Source organism: Amycolatopsis sp. NPDC114503, assembly GCF_055633655.1.
This window is the reverse complement of record NZ_JBVKDT010000006.1, coordinates 397,572-417,573: the sequence shown is the minus strand read 5'-3', so window position 1 is coordinate 417,573 and position 20,002 is coordinate 397,572. Positions and strand designations below refer to the sequence as shown.

Sequence of the window (20,002 nt, the reverse complement as noted above, 5' to 3'; positions counted from 1 at the left end):
CAGTCGCGGTGATCGTGACGGTCGCCCTCGTCGCCACGGGATGTGGCGCTCAAGTGTCCGAAGGGGACGGTGGCGCGTCCCCGGCCGGATTTCCCGTGACGGTGACCAACTGCGGTTCGTCGTTGACCGTGTCCAAACCTCCTTCTCGGGTCGTGACAAATGACATTGGCATCACCGAGCTGATGTTCGCGCTCGGCTTGGGCGACCGGATGGCCGGTTACGTGGTCGACAAAGGACAGTCCAGCGGGGTGGCATCGTCGCCCTGGAAAGCCGATTTCGCCAAGGTGCCCAAGCTCGCGGAGAAGATCAACCGCGAGGTGGTGCAGGGCGCGGGAGCGGACCTCGTGTTCGCGGGCTGGAGCTACGGCTTCTCGGAAGCAACCGGGTTCACCCCGGATTCCCTGGGGAAGCTGGGCATCTCCAGCTACTTGCTCACCGAGGCGTGCCGCAACGGGAATGGCAAGCAGCGAGGCATCATGCGACCGCTCGACGCGCTGTACACAGATGTGCGCAATGTGGGGAAAATGTTCGGAATCAGTGATCGTGCAGAACGTTTGATCGAAGAGTACCGCGCTCGGGTCGCCGCTGTCACGAACGCGGTGCCTGCCGGACGGCCGAAGCCCAAGGTCTTCCTCTACGACGACGGCCGTGACCAGCCATTCACCTCCGGACGCAACGCGGGCCCGGACGAAATCATCACCAAATCGGGTGGTGCCAACATCTTCGCGGACCTCAACGACAGCTGGACGAGTGTCAGCTGGGAAGCCGTGATCCAGCGTGCGCCGGACGTCATCCTCATCAATGACTACGGCGGCGAGGTCGGCAGCGTGGCCGACAAGGAGAACTTCCTCCGCTCGCGCCCCGGCCTGCGCGACATTCCGGCGGTCAAGGAAGGGCGCTTCTTCGCGCTGCCGTACGCGGCCTTGGTGGAGGGACCGCGAAATGCGGCGGCCGTCGAAGAATTCGGCCGCTACCTGGCGAAGCTGCCCGGCTGACGCTCTCAGAAGGTGGGAAGCTTCGCCCGGCGTTTGGAAGCCGGGCGAAGCTGTGGCATGATGGCCGACATGACCGCCCTCTCCATCATTATTGCCTTGCGCGCCGGATAGACGCTCCACAAGAGCTACCGGCGCGCAACCTCTCGCACCCATGCGGGAGGTTTTTTTGTTGCCTGGACCAGGTTCTGCCCCGCCACAAGGAGAACACCGTGACCCGCACGGAACCCGCCGGCACGCCGCTCGGCGATGCCTTCCACCTCTACGACACCACTTTGCGCGACGGTGCTCAGCGCGAAGGAATCACCTACTCCGTCACGGACAAACTGGCCGTCGCGCGGCTGCTGGACGAGCTGGGTGTCGGGTTCATCGAGGGCGGCTGGCCGGGTGCGCTGCCGAAGGACACGGAGTTCTTTTCCCGTGCGGCAAAGGGAGAATTGCCGCTCAAGCATGCTGCGCTCGTCGCGTTCGGGTCCACGCGCAAGGCGGGAACGACGGCAGACAAAGACCCGCAGGTCCGTGCCCTTTTGGATTCGGAGGCTCCGGTCATCACATTGGTGGCCAAATCAGACCTCCGGCACATCGAGCGGGCGCTGCGGGTCGACGTCGACGAGGCGTGTGCGATGGTACGGGACACGGTCGCGTTCCTCGTCGGCGAAGGACGTCGCGTTTTCCTTGACGCAGAACACTTTTTCGACGGCTACACTTTCTCTCCCGAAACTTCGCTGCGGGTGCTCGACGCGGCGGCGCACGCGGGCGCGGACGTTCTCGTGCTGTGCGACACCAATGGCGGCCAGTTGCCGCTAGGACTTGCTGAAACCGTAGGCAAGATCAAGGAAAAGACCGGATTCCGGCTCGGAATCCATTGCCAGGATGACACTTCCTGTGCCGTGGCGAACTCTGTCGCCGCGGTGCAGGCCGGCGCGACGCACGTGCAGTGCACCGCGAACGGCTACGGGGAACGGGCAGGCAACGCCGACCTGTTCGCCGTAACGGGAAACCTCGTGACCAAGCTCGGAATGGAGGTCCTCCCGACCGGAGGCGCCGCCGAGCTCACTCGCGTCTCCCATGCTTTGGCCGAAATCGCCAACCTCGCACCCGACACCCACCAGGCCTACGTCGGGTCGTCCGCTTTCGCCCACAAGGCGGGGCTGCACGCGAGCGCGATCAAGGTGGATCCGTTGTTGTACAACCACATCGATCCGTCTTCTGTCGGCAACGGCATGCGAGTACTGGTCACGGAGATGGCCGGCAGGGCCAGCCTCGAGCTCAAGGGACGTGAACTCGGGGTCGACCTTGCCGGCCGGCCTGACGCACTCACGAACGCGGTGCGGAAGGTGAAAGCACTCGAATCGGAAGGCTGGTCGTTCGAGGCGGCCGACGCCTCGCTGGGGTTGTTGCTGCGCCGAGAGGTCGAGGAGGTTTCCGGCGAAAAGTCGGATCCGCCGCCGTTCGAACTGGAGTCGTATCGGGTGGTGCTGGACCACCGTCCGGACGGCGAGGTTGTTTCCGAGGCGACGGTGAAGGTGCACGTCGCGGGCGAGCGGGTCATCGCCACGGCGGAAGGGAACGGCCCGGTGCATGCGCTCGACGCGGCGCTGCGCCAGGCGTTGACGCCGTATCTGTCCTGGTTGGACAGCATGGAGCTGGCCGATTACAAGGTGCGGATCCTGCCTTCGAACCCAGGCACGGACGCCGTTACGCGGGTACTTCTCGAAACTAGTGACCGCGAACACGAATGGACGACTGTCGGGGTGCACGGCAGCATCGTCGAGGCGAGCTGGCTGGCGTTGCGTGACGCGTTGGTGCACAAGAGCCTGACGGTCGCGTCGGGGCGGGAGCAGGCGGTGGCTGAGCTGGGAGTGGCTGCTGTGGGCAGGTGAGTCTGGTCTGTGGGTGAGTCGCGTTGGGACGTTTGCGAGTCCTTCGTGTGGGTGGGTATCGCGGCTCACAGTTGGGTCTATCGGCGACCGTTTGTGCTGGGTGCTGAGAGGAGTGGTCGTTTCTTGCTGGTGTGAAGGGTCCCTTCACACCAGTGCGGTCACGGCCGGTTAGCCGGTGCGAGGGTCCCTTTGCTCGGAATCGAGCGAAGGGGACTGTTGCGCACGCTCGGGGTGCGCGACAGTCGGTGGGTATACGTAGACTGGTGTGGTGCGTCTAGCTCGTATTGCTCATCCCAGTGGTGTCGCGTTCGCTTCGATCGAGGGGGACGGCGACGATGCCCAGGTCCTGGAGATCGCGGAACATCCGTTCGGCCAGCCGAACTTCACCGGCAAGCGCTGGCCGCTCGCCGACGTGCGGCTGCTCGCGCCGATCCTGCCGTCGAAGGTGATCGCCGTCGGCCGGAACTACGCGAAGCACGCGGCAGAGCTCGGCAATGAGGTGCCGTCCGCGCCGATGCTGTTCATCAAGCCGTCCACGACGGTGGTCGGGCCGAACGCGCCGATTCGCCGTCCGTCGGATGTCGGCCGCGTCGACTTCGAGGGCGAACTCGCGGTCGTCATCGGACAGCCGGTCAAGAACGTGCCCGCAGCCCGCGCGGCCAGTGTGATCCTCGGTTACACGGTCGCGAACGACGTGAGCGCGCGCGACCTGCAGAAGTCCGACGGCCAGTGGGGCCGGGCGAAGGGGTTCGACACCTTCTGCCCGCTCGGTCCGTGGATCGACACGTCGATCGACCCGTCCGACCTGGCGCTCCGCAGCGAGGTCGACGGGGAGCTGAAGCAGGACGGCCGGACTTCGGATCTCGTGCACAAGGTGCCCGAGCTGGTGGAGTTCGTGTCGCGGGTGATGACGCTCCTTCCCGGCGACGTCATCCTCACCGGCACGCCGGAGGGAGTCGGTCCGATCGTCGACGGTCAGTCGGTGTCCATCACGATTGACGGTCTCGGGACTCTGACGAATCCGGTGCAGGACCTCTGAGCTGGCTGTCGCCATTTTTCGGCGACAGGGGGTCGGCGGGTGGGTTCGGGTGTTGCCGTTTAGTGGCGAATCCCTGGTCGGGGCTGGTTTTCTGGCCGTTGGGGTCGGGCGGCGGCTCCGGCTCTTGCCACTAAGCGGCGCGGCGGGTTGCTGATGTCGGAGTTGGCGGACACATGGTGGCGTTGCCGCTGAGCGGCGAATGGTGTTGGCGCTCCGGTTGGTGAGCGATTGACGCTGTCGTCGTTGAGTGGCGAGAGACGACTTGGTGCTCGGTTGGTCGGGCAGCCGTTGCTGTTGCCGTTAAGCGGCGAGAAGTGAGTTGGTGCTCGCGTCGGTGAAGCAGCGGGTGCAGTTGCCGTTGAGTGGCAGGTCGGCGGGCAAGAGGCGTTGCCGTTTGGTGGCGAATCGGTGGTTGGGTTAGTGGTGTGCCGGTTCTGCTGGGCGGCGGGCGAAGGCTGGTGCGGATTCCCGGCGGATGCCTACGCCGATGAGGAATGCCGGGATGCGGGCGAGTTTCGGGAAGCGCTTGAGCAGCGTGATCAATTGCGGCGGGGGTCCGTCGGCGAGGCCGCTCATCACGGGGCCCATGACGCGGCGGTGAAGAAGGCGTTGCAAGCCCTGGACGGCGACAGTCGGCAGGAGGCGACGGCTGCGGACGGCGGTGAGGTCCTTTTCGGTCGGCCTGCCTCGCAGGAGCGGGTCGGCCAGTAGCCTCGCGGCGGCGACGGCGTCTTGTACCGCCAGGTTGATTCCGACGCCGCCTATCGGTGACATCGCGTGGGCGGCGTCGCCGATGCAGAGCAGGCCGTCGACGTGCCAGCGGTTCAGGCGGTTGAGGCGGACGTCGAGGAACTTGACGTCGTCTATGGATTTCAGCTCGTGCACTCGGTCGGCGAATTCCGGGCAGACCTCGGTGACGTCGCGGCGGAAGCTTTCGATGCCTGCCTCGTTCAGGTCTTTGCCCTTCGGCGTGAGGTAGGCGATCTGGTAGTAGCCCTTGCGTGGCAACGGCACTGCGAAGTGGCGCTTGCTCATCCTCGGCATCAACGTGGCTTCCCGCTCTTCGGCCTTGCGGGAGAGGCGGAACCACCAGGCGTCGAACGGGGTGTAGTACTCGCGCGGGGTCAGACCGGCCGAGCGGCGGGCCAGTGACCAGCGGCCGTCGGCGGCGATTACGAGGTTGGCCGTTAGTTCGCCTTCGGTTCCGTCGGCGGTGCGGTAGCGGACGCCTGTGACCCGCCGGCCGGAGCGGAGGAGGCCGGTCATTTCGGTTTCCAGGCGCAGGGTGAAGGTTGGTTCTTTCTGAGCTGTCTCGGCGAGCAGGTCTAGGAAATCCCATTGGGGGACCATCGCGACGTACGGGCGGGGGACCTTCAGCAGCGACATGTCGGCGAGGGTCAGCGGGGCGCCGTCGGGGGTCGGGAGTCCGACGGTGGTCACTTTGGTGTGCGGCAGCGCCTCGAACTTCTCGCCGAGGCCCAGTTCGTCCAGGAGCGCGAGGGTGGACGGATGGACGGTGTCGCCGCGGAAATCGCGGAGGAAATCCGCGTGCTTCTCCAGCACCGTGACCTCTACGCCTGCTCGGGCCAGGAGCAGTCCCGCCACCATGCCAGCCGGTCCGCCGCCGACGATGACGCACCCCGTGTGCTCGGTCATCTTCCCCAGCTCCCCTCTTATTCATCGTCTGATGAATAACTTGAGGATGCACCTTGGGTGGACGGTGCGTCAAGTCGGCCGTTGGGGTGTGTTCGTGACCGCGGAGAGCTGGGATGGATGTTGCGGTCGAGGCGGGGGTGGTGAAGGCGCCAAGAGGCGGGGCTGGTGTCGGGAGTTCCAAAGGCGGCTGGGGGAGTGTTTGCGGCAGTCGGGCGCGGTGGGTGAGGGCGGTTGGTGGTTTGCGGGTGGCGAAGTCGTGAGGTGGGCGTTGGAGAAGGGTTGCCGCCTTGGAGCGGGATTGCGGAGGCGGGAAGTGTGACTGGTCGGTGTCGGCAGGGGAGTTGATGTTGCCGCGCGGGGACCAGAATGTGGGGAGTTTGCGTAATGGTGTGTGGATCGCGTATGTGGATCTCGGGAGAGCGATGGGGGTGCTGCCGTCCGGATCGGAAAGAGCGAAGTGTCGATATTTTTCGGGAAAAGATTTCGGGCGGTTGGTTCGGTGGCGGAACTTATGCGTGGTTGTTGTTGCTTTGGGGTGGCGGTGTCCGGGAGGGCACGTTCTGCGGCGGGAAAGGGTTGGGGTGACAGGGTTTTCAGGCGAGAGCGCGAGCGGAGGTCGGCGCGAGGGGGCGAGGAGATCGTTCGGAATTTGTAAGTTCCCGGGGAGAGTGGAGTAAGCGTCTTTCACCCGCTCGGCCCTCTGGGGCGGTGGTGAACGTCACCGGGCGGACACTTTGTGCACCGGCGGTAGAGCCGGTCAGCGGCAACGGCTCGGAGGTAATCACCTTTTTGGCCGCGTTGCGAACGCGGCGAGTGCCCTAGCCTCACGGGGTGGATTTCGCCCCGGCCGCTCTGTCGCGTGCTCGTACTGCCCCGCCGGCCGCTGTCGGCCGCGAACCGTGGGTGCCTCCTGAGCTGAGCCTGGTTTGCCTCGACATCGATGACACGTTGATCGATTGCACCGCCGCGATCCGCCGTACGCTGCACGCGCTTACTGGGCGCGACGACCTCTGGCCGTTGTGGGATTTGATCACCGAGGAGCACGTCGCGCTCGTTGTCGCCGGGAAGCTCGGCTACGACGTGATGCATCACCGGCGTACTGAATGTTTCCTCGCCGAGTTGGGGATCTTCGGGGACTCCGCGCAAGTGAGCGCGTTCGAGGCGCGCCGGCGGGAGATTTTGGCGCGGTCTTGGCGATTATTCGATGATGTTGTTCCCTGTCTTGAATGGCTGCGCGCCGCCGGGTTGCAGCTCGCAGCCGTGACGAACGCCTCAGGGGTGCATCAGCGGCAGAAAATCGCGGAACTCGGGCTCGCGCCGTTTTTCGACCATGTCGCGATTGCGGGCGAGGTCGGGGTCGCCAAACCCGATCCGGTGATGTTCCACTCGGTGTGCTTGGCGCTGGACTGTCCACCGGAGCGCACGGTGCACGTCGGGGACAAACTCGACACCGACGCCATCGGAGCGTTCGACGCCGGGCTCGGCGCGGTCTGGCTCGACCGCGACGGGACCAGTCGCACTGGCGAGCGCGCGCCGGAGGGAGTACGCACGGTGACGGGTCTCGACGAGCTGCCTGAGCTGCTGGTTTCGGAGTACGCGACGGTCGGCGTGCCCGCCCCGCGGGCGGCGGGGACCCCCGCTGCGACGGTCCGCGGCGGGATGTTCTAGTATTTCTTCTCGTGCGGCACTGACCTGGGCAACCGGGAAAGTACCTCACTGGGGTATGGTGTAATTGGCAGCACGACTGGTTCTGGTCCAGTTAGTCTAGGTTCGAGTCCTGGTACCCCAGCTGCAGAGAGGACCCCCTCTCGGAAGTGCGAAATCGCTTCTGGTAAGTTCTCTCTCGCAAGAAAAGCCCCGGAAACGGGGAAGTTCCTAAGCCCCCGTCGTCTAGCGGCCTAGGACGCCGGCCTCTCACGCCGGTAGCGTGGGTTCGAATCCCATCGGGGGTACAGCCAGCCCGGTTGATCTTTTGATCAACCGGGCTTTGTTGTGTTTATGGGAAAAGCCCGGGGCTGATGGGGTGGGCGGGGCTGGTGGGGGAGGTCGGTGTGGCGCGGGTTGCGAGTGGTGCGCAGAGCTGCTGGGGAGCGGGGAAAGCGGCGGGCGGGGAACGGCGGCGGGTCGGGCGATCGGGAACCGCGGGTGGGGAACGGTGACGGGCGGGTCGGGAACCGCGGGTGGGGAACGGTTGGCTGGCGGGGCGTTCGGGAACCGCAGGTGGGGAACGGCGGCGTGCAGGGCGATCGGGAACCGCGGGTGGAGAACGGTTGCTGGCGGGGCGATGGGGAGCCGCGGGTGGAGAACGGTGGCGGATGGGGCGATCGGGAGCTGTGGGTGGAGAACAGCAGTGGATGGGGCGATCGGGAACCTTGGGTGGGAATTGGCGTGAGCAAGCCGCGCGGAAGCTATTAGACGGGGCACTGCGGCCAGCGCGGTGAGAGGGAACCCGCGGGTGGTAATTGGGATGAGCGAGCCGTGCGGAAGCTGTTAGACGGGGCACTGCGGCCAGCTCGATGAGGGGGAACCGCGGGCGAAAACGGCTGCGGGCCAGCAAAAGCCGAGAGTTGCAGGCGAGTCTCGGCAGGAGGACGGCGGCCGCAACGAAGCGAGCAAGAAAGCCACGGGCCGCGAGTGGGGGAGAGTCCGGCTCAACCCTCCTCGCCGCCGAACATCGCGGCTGCGGAGCGGCCGTTGGCCTGGTTTTCCGTGACATACGGGCGGAGTTCGGCCTCATACCGGGCGAACGCCTCCGGGTGATCCGCAGCTGCCAAGTGGCGGGCCAGCGAACGGGCGCCTAGCAGGGCTTGGGAGGTGCCCATGCCCGCGGCGGGCGCGGCGCAGTATCCGGCGTCTCCCAGCAGGGCGATTCGGCCTGTTGACCAGCTGTCCAGATGCACCTGTGCGTTCGAGCTGAAGTAGAAGTCCGAAGCCTCCGACATCGCCTCCAGCAACAGCGGGGTGTGCCAGGTGTCACCGGCGAAAGCGGCGCGCGTCGCTGCTTCCTGGTCGGCTCGGGAGAGCCGGTCCAGGGCTCCGGAAGGGGTTCCGAAGGACAGGCTCACGGTCAGGCGGTCCGGGTCCGCCGAATTGAACAGGTAGACCGCGGTGCCGTTGGCGGTGCGGAGGAGTCCGTTGTGGTCCAGGCCCAGGAAGTTGGGCATGGTGAAGCCTGCACCGGAGAGGCCTAGGTGTTGCAACGCCGCAAAGTGCGGGGCGAAGGCCAGTTGGCGGACTTTCGAGTACACGCCGTCGGCACCGAAGACCAGGTCATAGGTCTCGGTCGAACCGTCGGTCAGGTCGGCGGTTACGGCGGTCTCAGTTTGCGCCAGCGACGCGATCGAGGTGCCGAAGCGGTACTCGACATGATCGACAGTCAGGTCGTACAGCAGCTCGTTCAGGACGCGTTTCGGCACCTCCAGCTCACCGGCGAAAGCCTCGGCGGGGAGTCGGTCTACCTGCGTGCCGTCGCGGTCGACGAGGGTGGTTCCGGTCATTTTCGTGTCGTGGCGGCGGACTGCGTCGAGGATGCCCAGCTCGGACAGGACATCGAAGGCGGCGCCGCGGAAATCCACGGCGTAGCCGGTGTGCCGGAGGGCGGGCGCGCGTTCGACGAGCGTCACGCGGTGGCCGGCGCGGGTGAGGAGTTCGGCGAGGGTCGTGCCTGCTACGCCGGCACCGGAGATGAGGACGTTCGAGGAGGTCATGGGGGAAACGTAGCGCGGGTTTGTCCATTTGGCCAAACCATTTGGATAAACCAGGTGGGCAAGCTAGGGTGTCGCCATGGGCAATCGCGAGGATCTGCTGGCCGGGGCGAAGCGGTGCTTGATCGAGCGGGGCTGGGGCAACACGACGGTGCGCGACATCGCGGCCGCGGCGGGGGTCAGTCACGCGGCGATCGGGTATCACTTCGGGTCGCGGGACGCGTTGCTGACGCAGGCGCTCGTGGCGGCGGTCGACGAGCTCGGCGGCGAGGTCGCGGATTCGTCGTTCGACCTGTCCGAGCAGGGGCTGAAGCGGATGATCGGCAGCTTCGGCGAGCATCGGGCGCTGTGGGTCGCGCAGCTGGAGGCGATCGTGCAGGCGGAGCGGTCGTCGGACGTGCGCGAGCATCTCGTGCAAGGGCTGCGGGAAGCTCGCAAAGGGGTCGGCGGGGCGGTGCAGAGCGCGTTGGTGATCGGGCTGATGGTGCAGTGGCTGCTGGACCCGGAGGAAGCGCCGTCGGCGAAAGAGGTGACCGACGGGATTCGCGCGGTGGCGGCGGAAATCTAGACCCAGACCGCGTCGGCCGGGTTTCCGGCCGGGGGTTCGCCGCCGGCTTCGGCGAAGGCGGTCAGGGCGTCGACCAGGCCGCGGCGGGCCGATTCGGGCATTTTTTCCACGATGGCGGCGATTTCGCGACGCCGGCGATGGGTGACGACGCGGACGATCCGGTCGCCTTCCTGGGTGAGTTCGATGACGACCTCGCGCCGGGACGACGGATTGCCCAACCGGGCGACCAGCGCGACCGCGACCAGGCGGTCGATCATCCGGCTCGCGGTGGAAGGGGTGACGCCGAGATGTTCGGCGAGCGCGGCCTGTTTGAGCGGGCCGCGGGAATGCAGCACTACCAGCAGCCGGAACTGCGGCACCGTGATGAGATCGCCCGCCGAGGCGATGGACCGCGCGGACACGGCGACGAGCAGGCGGGAAGCGGTGAGCACGGCTTCGGTGACCGCGTCGACGTCGTCGGGTCCGTCGGTGCGGGCAGGAATCGGCGCGCGAGACATGCGACCAGTGTGCCGTATCGCGCGGCGGATTCCGCTCGATAACGGGGCTGGGCAACGAATCAGGAGGAGCAGGGCCTCATCAACTGCCCTGCGCGGTTGAAAAAGAAACGACCCCGCCGTCCCGGAGAGCGGGAGGCGGGGTCGTTCCGGCGGCTGCTCAGAGACCGGCGAAAGCCTGGTCCACGAACTGCTTGTGCTGATCCGCCCACTGCTTCGCGGCGGTCTTTTCCTGGCCCTTCGGGGCCTTCTGGATCGCGTCCTCGAGCGAACCGAGGTCCTCGTCCGACATCTTCAGCTTCTTGGCCACGCCGGCGAGCGCCGGGAAGTCCTTGTCGAAGCCCTTGCGGCCCAGCGCGTGGATCTGCTCGCCCTTGCCCATGGCGCCCTTCGGGTCCTTGAGATCCTTGAGCTGGTAGCGCGAGTACGCCCAGTGCGGGTGCCACAGCGTCACGACGATCGGCTTCTTCGCCTTGATCGAGCTGTCGAGCGCGGCCAGCATCGCGGTGGTCGACGAGTTCTGCAGGGTCAGCGCGCCGTCGAGGCCGTACTGCGGGACCGCGTTCTTCTGCACGATGCCCGTCTCGCCCGCGCTCGCCTCGATGCCGGTGATCTTGCCGCCGAACATGCTCGCCTTGTCCTTGAGGTCGGCGATGCTGTTGACGTCGCTCACGTAGTCCGGCACCGCGAGGTTGAGGGTCGCGTTGTCGTACCAGACGCCGAGGTCTTCGAGCTTGTCCTTGTACTGGTCCCAGTACTGCTTGTGCGTCGCGGGCAGCCACGAGTCGAGGAACAGGTCGACGTCGCCCTTCGCGAGGCCCGCGTAGATCGGGCCGACGTCGAGCATCTGCGTCTTGACCTTGTAGCCCTTCTCCTCCAGCACCGCCTGGTACAGGTTGGTGAGGGCGACGTCCTCGTCCCAGTTGATGTAGCCGATGGTGACGCTCTTGGCTTCCTGGCTGTTGCCCGACTGGGACTCCCGGCCGCCGCACGCCGCGGTGAGGCCGACCAGGGCCGTCACGGCGGCGCCCACGGCGAAGATCCGGCTGAGCCGTTTCGATGTGCGCACTCGTTCGTCCTTTCTCGTTGCGGTGGAGGTGGATCAGGCCGCGTCGGCCCGGCGAAGGGCGCGGCCCACCGCAGAGCGCGCCCCGAGCGAGGAGGTGAGCCGGTCGAGGTAGATGGCCAGCACGACGACGCCGAGACCGGCCTGGAAACCCAGGTCCAGCTTCAGGCTCGTGACCGCGGCGTACACCTCGGCGCCGAGCCCTGGCGCGCCGACCATGCCGGAGATCACGACCATGGACAGCGAAAGCATGATGATCTGGTTGATGCCGGCCATGATCGACGGCATCGCGAGCGGGATCTGGATCTCCCGCAGGATCCGCCGCGGCGGCGAGCCGAACGCCTCGCCCGCCTCGACCATTTCCGGATCGACCTGGCGGATGCCGAGTTCGGTCAGCCGCACGCCCGGCGGCAGCGAGAACACGACGGTCGCCACCACGCCCGGCACCGGGCCGATCGAGAAGAAGAAAATGACCGGGATCAGGTAGACGAACGCGGGCAGCGTCTGCATGAAGTCCAGGACCGGCTTCACGATCCGGCTCACCGTTTCGTTGCGCGCGGCCGCGATCCCGACCGGCACCGCGATCGCCACCGCGACCACGCCGGAGATCAGCACCTGCGAAAGCGTCTGCATCGCGGACGGGAATTCGCGCAGGCTGTCGATGAGCGCGAACCCGATCGCCGAGCCGAGGCCGAACTTCCAGCCGCGCAGCCACCAGCCGAGCCCGGCGAACACCACGACCAGGACCGGCCACGGAAGCCAGGTCAGCCCCGAGGCGAGCCCGGTGACCGCGCCGTTGACGATTTTGTCGACGAAATCGAAGAAGGGGCCGATGTTGCCCTGCAGCCAGTCGATGATCGCCTTGAACCAGGTGCCGACGGGAATCTGCGGCAGGTCGCCGACGAGGACGTTGTCAGACACGGGCGTTCACCTCCTGGTCGTTGTTTTCTTCTGTGCTCAGCGCGTTCAGCAGCGCCTCGCGGGTCACCATGCCGAGCAGCGCGCCCTCGGCGTCGACGACCGCGAGCGGCGCGGGCGCGGAAGCGGCGTGGCCGAACAGGTCGGCCATCTGGGTTTCCGGCGCGGTGCGCGCGGCGGAACGGTCGACGATTCCGGCGATCGTTTTCTCGCCGCGGTCGGCGGCTTCGCTCACCGCGCGCCGGTCGACCGCGCCGGCGAACTTGCCGTCCTCGGTCACCAGCACGCCGGCGAGTTCGTTCCGGCGCATCGTTTCCAGCGCTTCGGCGGGCGTCGTCGCCGGGGTGAACGAGATTTCCGCGGGCTTCATCACGGCGGACGCGGTGAGCACCCGGCTGCGGTCGACGTCGCGCACGAACTTCGCGACGTATTCGTCGGCCGGTTCGGTGAGCATCTCCTGCGCGGTCGCGACCTGCACGATCCGGCCGTCGCGCATCATCGCGATCCGGTCGCCCAAGCGCATCGCCTCGTTGAGATCGTGCGTGATGAACACGATCGTCTTGCCCAGCTGCCGCTGCAGGTTCAGGAGCTGGTCCTGCATCTCCTTGCGGATCAACGGGTCCAGCGCGCTGAACGCCTCGTCCATCAGCAGGATCTCGGTGTCCGCGGCCAGCGCGCGGGCGAGGCCGACGCGCTGGCGCATCCCGCCGGACAGCTGACCGGGCAACCGGTCCTCCCATCCGGTGAGGCCGACCATCTCCAGCGCTTCGGCGGTGCGTTCGCGCTGCCGCTCGCGCGGCGCGTTCTGCACGCTCAGCCCGTAGGCGACGTTCTCCGCGACCGTGCGGTGCGGGAACAGCGCGAAGTGCTGGAACACCATGCTCATCCGCCGCTGGCGCAGTTCGCGCACCTCGGCCGCGGACTTTTCGGTGAGGTCGATGTCGTCCACCAGAACCCGGCCGGAGGTGGCCGGGAGCAATCCGTTCAGCGTGCGCAGCAGGGTCGACTTGCCCGAACCGGACAGCCCCATCACCACGAAAATCTCGCCGCGCTCCACGGTAAAGGAGGCGTCGATCACCGCCGCGGTCACGCCGGGCAGCTCCAATTCGGCGCGATCGGCGCCGTTCTCCAGCTTGCCGACCGCTTCTTCCGCCCGGCGGCCGAACACTTTGTACAGCTTCTCCACACGAACTATCGGCACAGTCGTCTCATGTTCTTCGCATTCGGGGTCCTTGCCGGGCGACATGATTGCATAGACCAACACTGATCGGAGCCGATCGCGCGACCGGTTCACCGATGACGGCCGGTTTTCGTGGCCCGGCACCCACTTTCGCGGACGCGGCGCGCGCGCCCGCGAGACACCGCTGCGGCAGCGGGGAAAAGACGGTGTGCGCTGGCGAAACCAGTCCGGATTCGCCCGTTCGCCCGACTGGATTACGCGTGGCCACAGTGCGTGGTTGTCACGTTCGCATAACAACCCGAAAGTCTGTTGTGGACCTTGCGCGGCCTGGGTGATCGCGGACACCCGACGGCCACGCAAGGTGGCGAATCGGGCACAGCAAGGAAACCCCGGCGACCGCTTCGCGCGGGTGTTCGCACTTGCTTGGGGGAACAGGTGATCGAATGGAGGCGCGTGCGAGATGGCCGATGTGATCAGGAAAACGCCGCGGCCGTCCCTCGGTTTCCTTCGCGCTGCGCGGAGATGCGGTCGAGACGGCGGAAGGGGTCTGCTGGCTCACAGTCTGCCGATCGCACGGCCCTGAGCGCGCTTCGAGATCCGGACGGGCAAGCGTGCCAACGGATCTTGAGAACGGTCGGCGGAACGCTCTTCTGCCGCTTCGGAATCGGCGGCGGCGCGGGCGCGGACTTCATCGGCGGGGCGGTCGAGCCCGGCGTCCCGATGTCGGGCAGTGCCTCCAGAGCGGGAAAAAAGGGCAGAGATGCGACAAGCCCCGCCCGGGGAGAAGCCGGGCGGGGCTTGTCTTCTGCTTCCGGAAAACCGGAGTTACTTCTTCTTCGCGGCCGAGGTGCGCTTGGCCGGAGCCTTCTTCGCGGTCGCCGTGGTCTTCTTGGCGGCCGGCTTGGCGGCGGCCTTCGCCCGCGTGGTGGTGGCCTTCGGAGCCGCCTTGGCCGCGGTGGCCTTGGTGGCGGTCGCCTTGGCGCGGGTGGTGGTGGCCTTCGCGGCGGTGGCCTTGGCGGGAGCCTTGGCCGCGGTGGCGCGGGTGCGGGTGGCGGCCGGCTTGGCGGCGGTGGCCTTGGCGCGAGTGGTGGTCGTCGCCGTGGCGCGGGTCGCGGTCGCCTTCGCGGTGCTGGCGGTCGCACGCTTCACGGCAGTCGCCTTCGGCAGCTTCTTCGTGCCGGAGATGACGTCCTTGAACGTGGTGCCCGCGCGGAACGCCGGAACGTTGGTCTTCTTGACCCGCACGGCTTCGCCGGTGCGCGGGTTGCGAGCGGTGCGGGCGGCACGCGCGCGCTTCTCGAAGACACCGAAGCCGGTGATGGTGACCTTTTCGCCCTTGTGGACGGTGCGGATGATGATGTCGACGAGACCGTCGACGGCTTCCGCTGCTGCCTTCTTGTCGCCGATGCGCTCCGACAGAGCTTCGATCAGCTGGGCCTTGTTGGCCATTCCAGTTCCTCCAACCAGAACTTGTTTTATACGGCCATACAGGCCGAACGCAGTCATTATCACCCATAGACTTCGCAAGTCCAATCGGGACCTGCCTTTTTCGTTGCCGCGTCCGGGTTACTGACGACCCTCGCGAGGCTCGCGGCTCCGGATTCTTTCACTGGCCGGAAGACCCGCGAGAGTGCTTGCGGCGTCGGCAAAGTCGCATGTAGACACCCGCTGTCCTGCGGTTTTGTCTTTTCTTGAGGTGGGGCGGCCGAGTCGTGCGCGGCCGCTCGGGCGACCCGCGAAGCGGCCGGACGGTCTACTGAGGACGATCGAAAACCGCGCGAAAAAGACTGTCTCCCACGGGCGTGGCGGAGAGGCGGACCGGGGTTGGGGCGTGGTGGGAGCGGGGCGTTGGGGCTTCCTCGATCGGGTCGGCGGGGAGGGGGCGGCGCGCCGGGTTTGCGGCGGATGGGTTCGATTGGGCCGGAGGGGAAGGCTGCGGCGGGGGAATCGCGCACGGGGCGGAAAGGTTCGCGGTGCCGGGTTCGCGTTCGGCGGGGTTTGGCTGACGGCCGCGGTGTGCTTCCGGCGGAGTGCGTTCGCCGTGTACCGCTTTGGGGAGGGTTGCCGGTGCGGGAAAGGCTGCCTCCCGACGGTGTGGCGGAGAGGCAGTTGGAGTTGGGGCCGGGCGTTAGGGGCGTTCCTGGAGTGCGTCGGCGGCGAGGAGATTGGCCGCCCGTCGCGCGCCTGGCTTGCGGTCGATCGGGCCGGGGCGGGGGGATTACGCACGGGGCGGAAACGTTCGCGACACCGGGTTCGCGCTTGGGGGACGGCCGCGGTGTGCTTCGGGCGGAGTGCGTTCGCCGCGCCGGGTGAAGGCCGCCGGTGCGAAAAAGGCCGCCTCCCGCCGGGGTGGCGGAGAGGCGGCCTGAAGTTGGGGCGCGGTGGGAGCGGGGCGTCAGAGGCGTTCCTGGAGCGCGTCGGCGGCGGCGAGGAGATCGGCCGCCCATCGGGCGCCGGGCTTGCGCCCTATGCGTTCGATCGGACCGGACACCGACACCGCGGCGACGACGGTGCCGGAGGAATCGCGCACCGGGGCCGAAACGCTCGCGACGCCCGGCTCGCGTTCGGCGACGCTTTGCGCCCAGCCGCGGCGGCGCACTTCGAGCAAAGTGCGTTCGCCGTAAACCGCGTCGGCGAGGATCGTCCGCTGCGTGTGCGGATCCGACCACGCGGCAAGGACCTTCGCGCCCGAGCCCGCCGTCATCGGCAGCCGCGAACCGATCGGAACCGTGTCGCGCAAACCGCTCGGCGGTTCCGCGGTCGAAACGCACACGCGCTGCACGCCGTCGCGCCGGTAAAGCTGAACGCTTTCGCCGGTGATGTCCCGAAGCTTCGGCAGCACCGAACTCGCCGCGTCGAGCAACGGGTCGGTCGACCCGCCCGCGAGTTCGGCGAGCGCCGTGCCCGGCCGCCAGCGCCCGTCCGGCCCTCGCCGCAACAGGCGGTGCACTTCGAGCCCGACCGCGAGCCGGTGCGCGGTCGCGCGAGGAAGCCCGGTGCGCGTGCAGAGTTCCGCCAGCCCGCACGGGTCCTCGGCGACCGCCTGCAGTACGGCCACGGCTTTGTCCAGTACTCCGATACCGCTATGCTGTCCCACGACGCGATACTATCTTCCCGCACTGTGGGAAGTCCAGAATCTGGGAAAAACGAAACCCGGAGCCGCGGACAGCCGCGGCTGCCCCCTCCTCACCGGCACTGTCCGGGTTCCGTGCTCCCGGCCGATCCCGTGGAAGGAGCCGGAGATGACCAGCCCCACCGGCAAGGCTCGTACGCTGGCGGAGAAGGTGTGGGACAGCCACCTCGTGCGCCGAGGCGAAGGCGCCGAACCGGATCTGCTCTACATCGACCTCCACTTGGTGCACGAAGTGACCAGCCCGCAGGCGTTCGACGGACTGCGGCTGGCCGGGCGGCCGGTGCGCCGCCCCGACCTCACCATCGCCACCGAGGACCACAACGTCCCCACGGTGGACATCGACCTCCCGATCGCCGACCCGGTGTCCCGCACCCAGGTCGACACGCTTCGCCGCAACTGCAAGGAGTTCGGCGTCCGGCTGCACCCGATGGGCGACGCCGAACAGGGCATCGTGCACGTGATCGGACCGCAGCTCGGGCTGACCCAGCCCGGAACCACCGTGGTGTGCGGCGACAGTCACACCTCGACGCACGGCGCGTTCGGCGCGATGGCGTTCGGCATCGGCACTTCCGAGGTCGAGCACGTGCTCGCCACCCAGACGCTGCCGCTGCGGCCGTTCAAGACGATGGCGATCAACGTCGACGGCACGCTGCAGCCGGGCGTCACCGCGAAGGACGTGATCCTCGCGGTGATCGCCAAAATCGGCACCGGCGGCGGTCAGGGCTACGTCCTGGAGTACCGCGGCAAGGCCATCGAAGAGCTGTCGATGGAAGCCCGGATGACCATCTGCAACATGTCGATCGAGGCGGGCGCGCGCGCCGGCATGATCGCTCCGGACGAAACGACCTTCGCCTACCTCAAGGGCCGTCCGCACGCGCCGAAGGGCGAGGACTGGGACGCCGCCGTCGCCGCCTGGCGCGAGCTGCGCACCGACGAGGGCGCGGAATTCGACGCCGAGGTCCACCTCGACGCGGACCAGCTGACGCCGTTCGTGACGTGGGGCACCAACCCCGGACAGGGCCTGCCGCTGGGCGACTCGGTGCCGGATCCGGCCGCGATCGCCGACGAGAACGCGCGCTTCGCCGCCGAGAAGGCGCTGTCCTATATGGATCTCGAACCGGGCACCCCGCTGCGCGAGATCGCCGTGGACACGGTCTTCCTCGGCTCCTGCACCAACGGCCGGATCGAGGACCTGCGCGCCGCGGCGGAGGTGCTGCGCGGGCGGAAGGTGGCCGATTCGGTCCGGATGCTCGTGGTGCCCGGTTCGATGCGGGTGCGCAAGACCGCCGAGGAGGAAGGCCTGGACAAGATCTTCTCCGAGGCGGGAGCCGAATGGCGGCAGGCGGGCTGCTCCATGTGTCTCGGGATGAACCCGGACCAGCTCGCCCCCGGCGAGCGCAGCGCATCCACCTCCAACCGCAACTTCGAGGGACGGCAGGGCAAGGGCGGGCGCACGCACCTCGTCTCGCCGCTCGTGGCCGCCGCCACCGCCGTGCGCGGGACGCTGTCCTCGCCCGCCGACCTGCCCGCCTGACTTCCCGGAGAGGAGCTCCCACCATGGAACCGTTCACCCAGCACACCGGGATCGGGGTCCCGCTGCGCAGGTCCAACGTGGACACTGACCAGATCATCCCGGCCGTCTACCTCAAGCGCGTGACCCGCACCGGATTCGAGGACGGGCTGTTCGCCGCCTGGCGCGCGCAGGAGGACTTCATCCTCAATCAGGAACCGTTCTCCAACGGGTCGGTGCTCGTCGCCGGACCGGACTTCGGCACCGGTTCGTCGCGCGAGCACGCCGTGTGGGCGTTGCTGGACTACGGCTTCCGGGTCGTCATCTCGTCCCGTTTCGCCGACATCTTCCGCGGCAACTCGGGCAAGGGCGGCCTCGTCGCCGCGCAGTGCGAGCAGTCGGATGTCGAACTGCTCTGGAAGCTGCTGGAGAACGAGCCCGGCACCGAGGTGTCGGTGGACCTCGAAGCCAAGACCGTGCGGGCCAAGGACTTCACCGCGCCGTTCCAGATCGACGACTACGTCCGCTGGCGGCTGCTCGAAGGACTCGACGACATCGCGCTGACTCTGCGCCACGCGGGGGACATCGACTCGTTCGAGTCGAAGCGGCCTTCCTGGAAGCCCGCGACGCTTCCCGCCGCGACCTCCTGACCCGCGCCGCCGGGGCCGGATTCCCTGCTCGGAAAGGGAATCCGCCCCCGGCGGGCCCCGTCCACGCCCATGCCAAACGGAGCCTCCCGGGACCGGAATCGGGTCCTTCGGGAGGGCGGAACCGTTCCCGCCGCAAGGGAAAATTTCGCATGCCGTTTGGAATTTGTGCTGTCTTGGTAATACCGTGTGCGTTAGTCGGCCGACCTGGCCGTGGACGAAGAGTTCTTCTTGGAGGGACTGGAATGGCCAACAAGGCCCAGCTGATCGAGGCGCTGTCGGAGCGTCTGGGCGACAAAAAGGTTGCTTCGGAGGCCGTCGACGGTCTCGTCGACATCATCATCCGGACGGTCAACAAGGGCGAGAAGGTGAACATCACCGGCTTCGGGGTGTTCGAGAAGCGCGCTCGTGCCGCCCGCACCGCGCGGAACCCGCGCACCGGCGAAACCGTGCGAGTGAAGAAGACGAACGTTCCGGCGTTCCGCGCGGGCACCACGTTCAAGGACGTCATTTCCGGTTCGAAGAAGCTGCCGAAGGCCACGGCGGCGAAGCGTGCCACCGGCACCACCGCGCGCGCCACGACCACCCGCGCCGCGTCGACGACTGCCACGCGCGCCGCGTCGACCACTGCCACGCGCAGCACCCGTGCCACGGCGGCGAAGCCCGCTGCCACGCGCACCCGCGCCACCGCGGCCAAGGCTCCCGCCAAGGCCGCCGCAGCCAAGACGACGACGCGCGCGACGGCCGCGAAGGCCACCACCACGCGTGCGAAGGCGGCCCCGAAGGCCACCACGACGCGGGCGAAGGCAGCCGCCAAGCCGGCCGCGAAGACCACTGCGGCAGCGAAGAAGACCACGGCCGCGGCCAAGAAGGCCCCGGCGAAGCGGACTTCGGCGGCCAAGAAGAAGTAGCCTCGGTATTCGTTGCTTCGCGGCAGGGCCCCGACCTCGGGTGAGGTCGGGGCCCTGCCGCGTTTTCGGGGGCTGATCGGCTGGACGGGTGGAAAACGGCGTGGCGGGAGGGTTTCGCGGGGCAGTTGCTAGGAGCCGCGCGGGGACGGATTGAGGTGTCGTGGGGGCTGGGGTTTCGGGGACACCGCCGGGGGCGGCGGGCTGGGGGATGAGTTGTTGTGCTGGTGGGTCGGGAGCCGGGTGGGGCTTGCGGAGCGGCTGAGCCGTTGTGGGGCGCGGAGTTTCCCGACCGGGTGAGGGC

At 67.6% G+C, this 20,002-nt stretch carries 16 protein-coding genes and 2 tRNA genes; 10 read left to right on the top strand and 8 right to left on the bottom strand.

Annotated features, from left to right (window positions below; genetic code table 11):
* The first annotated feature begins 8 nt into the window (after positions 1 to 8).
* From ACZ7OI_RS27355 to ACZ7OI_RS27345, 3 genes are all read left to right on the top strand, one after another.
* The gene (locus ACZ7OI_RS27355) at positions 9 to 995 is read left to right on the top strand and encodes an ABC transporter substrate-binding protein (RefSeq protein WP_470267014.1); all 987 of its coding nucleotides are present in this window, start codon (positions 9 to 11) and stop codon (positions 993 to 995) included.
* A 209-nt stretch (positions 996 to 1,204) separates the two neighbouring features.
* Positions 1,205 to 2,875, top strand: coding sequence for a citramalate synthase (gene cimA / locus ACZ7OI_RS27350; RefSeq protein WP_470267013.1), 1,671 nt, complete (start codon positions 1,205 to 1,207; stop codon positions 2,873 to 2,875).
* A 268-nt stretch (positions 2,876 to 3,143) separates the two neighbouring features.
* On the top strand, positions 3,144 to 3,914 hold the full coding sequence (locus tag ACZ7OI_RS27345) for a fumarylacetoacetate hydrolase family protein (protein ID WP_470267012.1): 771 nt from the start codon (positions 3,144 to 3,146) through the stop codon (positions 3,912 to 3,914).
* Between the two features lie 417 nt (positions 3,915 to 4,331).
* On the opposite strand, the gene ACZ7OI_RS27340 is transcribed toward ACZ7OI_RS27345, so the two are convergent.
* The gene (locus tag ACZ7OI_RS27340) at positions 4,332 to 5,570 is read right to left on the bottom strand and encodes an FAD-dependent oxidoreductase (protein ID WP_470267011.1); all 1,239 of its coding nucleotides are present in this window, start codon (positions 5,568 to 5,570) and stop codon (positions 4,332 to 4,334) included.
* An 831-nt stretch (positions 5,571 to 6,401) separates the two neighbouring features.
* Between ACZ7OI_RS27340 and ACZ7OI_RS27335 the strand changes: the two genes are divergently transcribed.
* The 3 genes from ACZ7OI_RS27335 to ACZ7OI_RS27325 all read left to right on the top strand — a co-directional run bounded on the left by ACZ7OI_RS27335 (position 6,402) and on the right by ACZ7OI_RS27325 (position 7,522).
* On the top strand, positions 6,402 to 7,238 hold the full coding sequence (locus ACZ7OI_RS27335) for an HAD family hydrolase (protein WP_470267010.1): 837 nt from the start codon (positions 6,402 to 6,404) through the stop codon (positions 7,236 to 7,238).
* A 49-nt stretch (positions 7,239 to 7,287) separates the two neighbouring features.
* Positions 7,288 to 7,359 (top strand) — tRNA-Gln (locus ACZ7OI_RS27330).
* A 90-nt stretch (positions 7,360 to 7,449) separates the two neighbouring features.
* Positions 7,450 to 7,522, top strand: a tRNA-Glu gene (locus tag ACZ7OI_RS27325).
* 699 nt (positions 7,523 to 8,221) lie between these two features.
* Here ACZ7OI_RS27325 and ACZ7OI_RS27320 read toward each other — a convergent pair.
* Positions 8,222 to 9,277, bottom strand: a complete 1,056-nt coding sequence (locus tag ACZ7OI_RS27320; protein ID WP_470267009.1) for an FAD-dependent monooxygenase — start codon at positions 9,275 to 9,277, stop codon at positions 8,222 to 8,224.
* Positions 9,278 to 9,353: 76 nt separating this feature from the next.
* Here ACZ7OI_RS27320 and ACZ7OI_RS27315 point away from each other — a divergent pair, with 76 nt between their 5' ends.
* Positions 9,354 to 9,842 (top strand): TetR family transcriptional regulator, encoded by a 489-nt coding sequence (locus ACZ7OI_RS27315; RefSeq protein ID WP_470267008.1) that lies wholly within the window; start codon positions 9,354 to 9,356, stop codon positions 9,840 to 9,842.
* Here ACZ7OI_RS27315 and ACZ7OI_RS27310 read toward each other — a convergent pair.
* The 6 genes from ACZ7OI_RS27310 to ACZ7OI_RS27285 all read right to left on the bottom strand — a co-directional run bounded on the left by ACZ7OI_RS27310 (position 9,839) and on the right by ACZ7OI_RS27285 (position 16,597).
* Positions 9,839 to 10,339, bottom strand: a complete 501-nt coding sequence (locus ACZ7OI_RS27310; RefSeq protein WP_470267007.1) for a MarR family winged helix-turn-helix transcriptional regulator — start codon at positions 10,337 to 10,339, stop codon at positions 9,839 to 9,841. The two genes, ACZ7OI_RS27315 and ACZ7OI_RS27310, sit on opposite strands and share 4 nt — an antisense overlap.
* A gap of 157 nt (positions 10,340 to 10,496) precedes the next feature.
* Positions 10,497 to 11,405 carry a glycine betaine ABC transporter substrate-binding protein gene (locus ACZ7OI_RS27305; protein ID WP_470267006.1) on the bottom strand — a complete coding sequence of 303 codons (909 nt, stop codon included), beginning with the start codon at positions 11,403 to 11,405 and terminating at the stop codon, positions 10,497 to 10,499.
* 33 nt (positions 11,406 to 11,438) lie between these two features.
* Positions 11,439 to 12,323 (bottom strand): ABC transporter permease, encoded by an 885-nt coding sequence (locus ACZ7OI_RS27300; protein WP_470267005.1) that lies wholly within the window; start codon positions 12,321 to 12,323, stop codon positions 11,439 to 11,441.
* Positions 12,316 to 13,584, bottom strand: a complete 1,269-nt coding sequence (locus ACZ7OI_RS27295) for a quaternary amine ABC transporter ATP-binding protein (RefSeq protein WP_470267004.1) — start codon at positions 13,582 to 13,584, stop codon at positions 12,316 to 12,318. The genes ACZ7OI_RS27300 and ACZ7OI_RS27295 overlap by 8 nt, the downstream gene beginning before the upstream one ends.
* Positions 13,585 to 14,325: 741 nt before the next feature.
* Positions 14,326 to 14,949, bottom strand: a complete 624-nt coding sequence (locus ACZ7OI_RS27290; protein WP_452075716.1) for an HU family DNA-binding protein — start codon at positions 14,947 to 14,949, stop codon at positions 14,326 to 14,328.
* A gap of 946 nt (positions 14,950 to 15,895) precedes the next feature.
* Positions 15,896 to 16,597, bottom strand: a complete 702-nt coding sequence (locus ACZ7OI_RS27285; protein WP_009074079.1) for an IclR family transcriptional regulator — start codon at positions 16,595 to 16,597, stop codon at positions 15,896 to 15,898.
* A gap of 145 nt (positions 16,598 to 16,742) precedes the next feature.
* Here ACZ7OI_RS27285 and leuC point away from each other — a divergent pair, with 145 nt between their 5' ends.
* The 3 genes from leuC (at position 16,743) to ACZ7OI_RS27270 (ending at position 19,701) form a co-directional block, all read left to right on the top strand.
* Positions 16,743 to 18,167 (top strand): 3-isopropylmalate dehydratase large subunit, encoded by a 1,425-nt coding sequence (gene leuC / locus ACZ7OI_RS27280; RefSeq protein WP_470267003.1) that lies wholly within the window; start codon positions 16,743 to 16,745, stop codon positions 18,165 to 18,167.
* 23 nt (positions 18,168 to 18,190) lie between these two features.
* A complete protein-coding gene (gene leuD / locus ACZ7OI_RS27275; protein WP_470267002.1) occupies positions 18,191 to 18,793 on the top strand; it encodes a 3-isopropylmalate dehydratase small subunit in 603 nt (200 codons plus the stop codon).
* 242 nt (positions 18,794 to 19,035) lie between these two features.
* The gene (locus tag ACZ7OI_RS27270; RefSeq protein ID WP_470267001.1) at positions 19,036 to 19,701 is read left to right on the top strand and encodes an HU family DNA-binding protein; all 666 of its coding nucleotides are present in this window, start codon (positions 19,036 to 19,038) and stop codon (positions 19,699 to 19,701) included.
* Positions 19,702 to 20,002: the final 301 nt, after the last annotated feature.

Coding starts and splice junctions, on each gene's coding strand:
- ACZ7OI_RS27315 (WP_470267008.1), top strand. CDS start 9,354: ATGGGCAATCGCGAGGATCTGCTGGCCGGGGCGAAGCGGTGCTTGATC.
- ACZ7OI_RS27340 (WP_470267011.1), bottom strand. CDS start 5,570: ATGACCGAGCACACGGGGTGCGTCATCGTCGGCGGCGGACCGGCTGGC.
- ACZ7OI_RS27290 (WP_452075716.1), bottom strand. CDS start 14,949: ATGGCCAACAAGGCCCAGCTGATCGAAGCTCTGTCGGAGCGCATCGGC.
- leuD (WP_470267002.1), top strand. CDS start 18,191: ATGGAACCGTTCACCCAGCACACCGGGATCGGGGTCCCGCTGCGCAGG.
- leuC (WP_470267003.1), top strand. CDS start 16,743: ATGACCAGCCCCACCGGCAAGGCTCGTACGCTGGCGGAGAAGGTGTGG.
- ACZ7OI_RS27320 (WP_470267009.1), bottom strand. CDS start 9,277: ATGACCTCCTCGAACGTCCTCATCTCCGGTGCCGGCGTAGCAGGCACG.
- ACZ7OI_RS27270 (WP_470267001.1), top strand. CDS start 19,036: ATGGCCAACAAGGCCCAGCTGATCGAGGCGCTGTCGGAGCGTCTGGGC.
- ACZ7OI_RS27310 (WP_470267007.1), bottom strand. CDS start 10,339: ATGTCTCGCGCGCCGATTCCTGCCCGCACCGACGGACCCGACGACGTC.